Annotated in this window: 3 protein-coding genes and 1 pseudogene; 3 read left to right on the top strand and 1 reads right to left on the bottom strand. The window is 69.1% G+C overall.

The features are described from left to right. The 3 genes and pseudogenes from G3O06_RS47400 to G3O06_RS47390 form a co-directional block, all read left to right on the top strand. Nucleotides 1-422, top strand: a pseudogene (locus G3O06_RS47400) (transcriptional regulator); the annotation flags it as partial. 126 nt (nt 423-548) lie between these two features. Next, nucleotides 549-1958: an argininosuccinate lyase gene (gene argH, locus G3O06_RS47395; protein WP_174967723.1), complete on the top strand. Its 1410-nt coding sequence runs from the start codon at nt 549-551 to the stop codon at nt 1956-1958. Nucleotides 1959-2052: 94 nt separating this feature from the next. Beyond that, nucleotides 2053-2736: an HAD family phosphatase gene (locus G3O06_RS47390; protein WP_174998476.1), complete on the top strand. Its 684-nt coding sequence runs from the start codon at nt 2053-2055 to the stop codon at nt 2734-2736. An 82-nt stretch (nt 2737-2818) separates the two neighbouring features. Here G3O06_RS47390 and G3O06_RS47385 read toward each other — a convergent pair. Further along, nucleotides 2819-3152 (bottom strand): lysozyme inhibitor LprI family protein (locus tag G3O06_RS47385; RefSeq protein ID WP_205820206.1); only part of this gene is annotated, 334 nt, incomplete at its 5' end.

Raw genomic sequence — 3152 nt, 5'->3', positions numbered from 1 at the left:
ACTCCGCGTACGTGCTCGACCGGCAATGGAACGCCCTCGCGTGGAACGCACCGGCCGCCGCGCTCTTTTCGGGGTGGCTCGACGGCGAGCACGACCGCAACCTGCTGCGCTTCACGTTCATGTCGCCGGCCGCGCGCACGCTGATCGTCGACTGGGAAACCCGCGCGCGGCGGCTCGCGGCCGAATTCCGCGCGGATTCGATCCGTCACCTGACCGACGCGCCCACGCGGGCACTGATCGACGCGCTGACCGCCGGCAGCGACGCCTTCGCGCAGTACTGGGCATCGCAGGACGTATTCGAACGCGAAGGCGGCCTGCGCGAATTCGACCATCCGGCCGACGGCCGCCTCGTGTACCAGCAGATCACACTGAAGCCCGCGCACCGCGAGGACCTGAAGCTGGTCGTGCTCGTGCGCGACTGAACGGGCCGGCCACGGCCGGCGGGCCGCCGCGAACGGCCGCGCGCCGCGGCGGGCAGGCCCGCGAATGTTAGAATTGCGGGATTCCTCGGCGGCGCACGCCGCTCAATCTCCCTTCGAAGAATCGCCATGACGTCCCAACTGCACAAAAAGGGCGAGGCCTGGTCGGCCCGCTTCTCGGAACCGATGTCCGAGCTGGTCAAGCGCTACACGTCGTCGGTATTTTTCGACAAGCGCCTCGCGCTCGTCGACATCGCCGGCTCGCTCGCACACGCGAACATGCTCGCCGCGCAGAAGATCATCAGCGCCGACGACCTGGCCGCGATCGAACGCGGGATGGCGCAGATCAAGGGCGAAATCGAGCGCGGCGAATTCGAATGGCAGCTCGACCTGGAAGACGTCCACCTGAACATCGAGGCGCGCCTGACCGCGCTGATCGGCGATGCCGGCAAGCGCCTGCACACGGGCCGCTCGCGTAACGACCAGGTCGCGACCGACATCCGCCTGTGGCTGCGCGGCGAGATCGACCGCATCGGCGGCCTGCTGAACGACCTGCGCGGCGCGCTGCTCGACCTCGCGGAACAGAACGCCGACACGATCATGCCGGGCTTCACGCACCTGCAGGTCGCGCAGCCCGTCACGTTCGGCCACCATCTGCTCGCGTACGTCGAGATGTTCTCGCGCGACGCCGAACGCATGCGCGACTGCCGCACCCGCGTGAACCGCCTGCCGCTCGGCGCGGCCGCGCTCGCCGGCACGAGCTACCCGATCGACCGTCATGCCGTCGCAAAGACGCTCGGCTTCGACGGAATCTGCACGAACTCGCTCGACGCGGTGTCGGATCGCGACTTCGCGATCGAATTCACGGCCGCCTCCGCGCTCGTGATGACGCACGTGTCGCGCTTCTCCGAAGAACTCGTGCTGTGGATGAGCCCGCGCGTCGGCTTCATCGACATCGCCGACCGCTTCTGCACCGGCAGCTCGATCATGCCGCAGAAGAAGAACCCGGACGTGCCCGAGCTCGCGCGCGGCAAGACGGGCCGCGTGAACGGCCACCTGATGGCGCTGCTGACGCTGATGAAGGGCCAGCCGCTCGCGTACAACAAGGACAACCAGGAAGACAAGGAGCCGCTGTTCGACACGGTCGACACCGTCGCCGACACGCTGCGGATCTTCGCCGAGATGGTTGCCGGCATCACCGTGAAGCCGGACGCGATGCGTGCGGCCGCGCTGCAGGGCTTCTCGACCGCCACCGACCTCGCCGACTACCTCGTGAAGCGCGGCCTGCCGTTCCGCGACGCGCACGAAGCCGTCGCGCACGCAGTGAAGATCTGCGACGACCGCGGCATCGACCTGGCCGACCTGACGCTCGACGAAATGAAGCAGGATCTGCCGAACGTCGCGCACCTGATCGGCGAAGACGTGTTCGGCTACCTGACGCTCGAGGGCTCGGTCGCCAGCCGCAACCACCCGGGCGGCACCGCGCCCGACCAGGTGCGTGCGGCGGTCAAGGCTGCGCGCGCCGTGCTCGGCCAGTAAGCCCGCTGTTCCGGACGGACGCCTTCGGCGTCCGTTTTTCGTTCGGGCGGCCGTTGCGCCGCCCATCGCCTTCCCTGCTTCCCGAATGCCGCCGATGACCTTTTCCGCCGCGCTCTTCGACATGGACGGCCTGCTCGTCGATTCCGAGCGGACCATCATGAATACGTGGATCGACGTGTCGAATGCGCACGGCGTCACGCTGACCACCACCGACTACCTGCAGATCGTCGGCCGCTCGTTCGCCGAGGGCCAGGTCATCCTGGCGCGGCTGATCGGCAACCCCGATACGTTCGACGCGGTGCGCATCCGCGTGCGCGAGCAACTCGCGGCGCCCGAACCGCATCCGAAGTTTCCGCTGAAGCCCGGCGCGTTCGCACTGCTCGATGCGCTCGCGCAGGCCGGCATTCCGTGCGCGGTCGCGTCGTCGTCCGCGTGCGACGTGATACGCGCGCGGCTCGACGCAGTCGGCGTGCTGCCGTTCTTCCGCGCGATCGCGGGCGGCGACGAAGTCGCGCGCGGCAAGCCCGACCCGGCCGTCTACCGGCTCGCGGCCGAACGCCTCGGCGTGCCGGCACACGCATGCGTCGCGTTCGAGGATAGCGACTTCGGTGCGCAGTCGGCCGCCGGCGCGGGTGCATCGGTCGTCACCGTGCCCGACCTGAAGGCGCCGACGCCCGAAATCGTCGCGCTGAGCCTGCACGTGCTCGCGTCGCTCGACGATGCGGTCGCGCTCGTGCCGTCGTGGTTCGGCGGGCACGGCACGCAGCGGCCCGCATAACTCACCTGCCGCCAAATGCAAAACGGGCACCCAAGGGTGCCCGTTTTGCCGTATCGCCGAACAACCGGCATCGCGATTGCGCTTACTTGTTGCCGGCCGTCTCCGACAGCCGCTTCATCGTCGCGATGCGCGCGCCGATCAGGTCGACGCGGCCCTCTTCGCCGACGAGCGGTGCCGTCGCATCGCGGAACCCGACCCACGCGCGCTGTGCGCGTATGAGCGTCGCGGCCGAATGCGCAGGCATCTTGCGGCGCAGCTTCTGGTAATAGCGGTTCAGGTCGAACAGCGCGTGCTCGCACGCGGCGTCCTGTTCGCACGGCCGCACGCGGCGCACGGCCGGATCGCGCGGCGTGTTCGCCGGCTTGCCGTTCGGTTTGGCCGCGCTCGGCGCATCACCCGCGCTGCCCTGCGCGCCG

Source organism: Burkholderia sp. Ac-20345, assembly GCF_017104825.1.
Lineage (GTDB): Bacteria > Pseudomonadota > Gammaproteobacteria > Burkholderiales > Burkholderiaceae > Burkholderia > Burkholderia lata_B.
The sequence above is the reverse complement of the archived record's forward strand: the minus strand, read 5'-3'. Positions and strand labels throughout refer to the sequence as shown.

Coding starts and splice junctions, on each gene's coding strand:
- G3O06_RS47390 (WP_174998476.1), top strand. CDS start 2,053: ATGACCTTTTCCGCCGCGCTCTTCGACATGGACGGCCTGCTCGTCGAT.
- argH (WP_174967723.1), top strand. CDS start 549: ATGACGTCCCAACTGCACAAAAAGGGCGAGGCCTGGTCGGCCCGCTTC.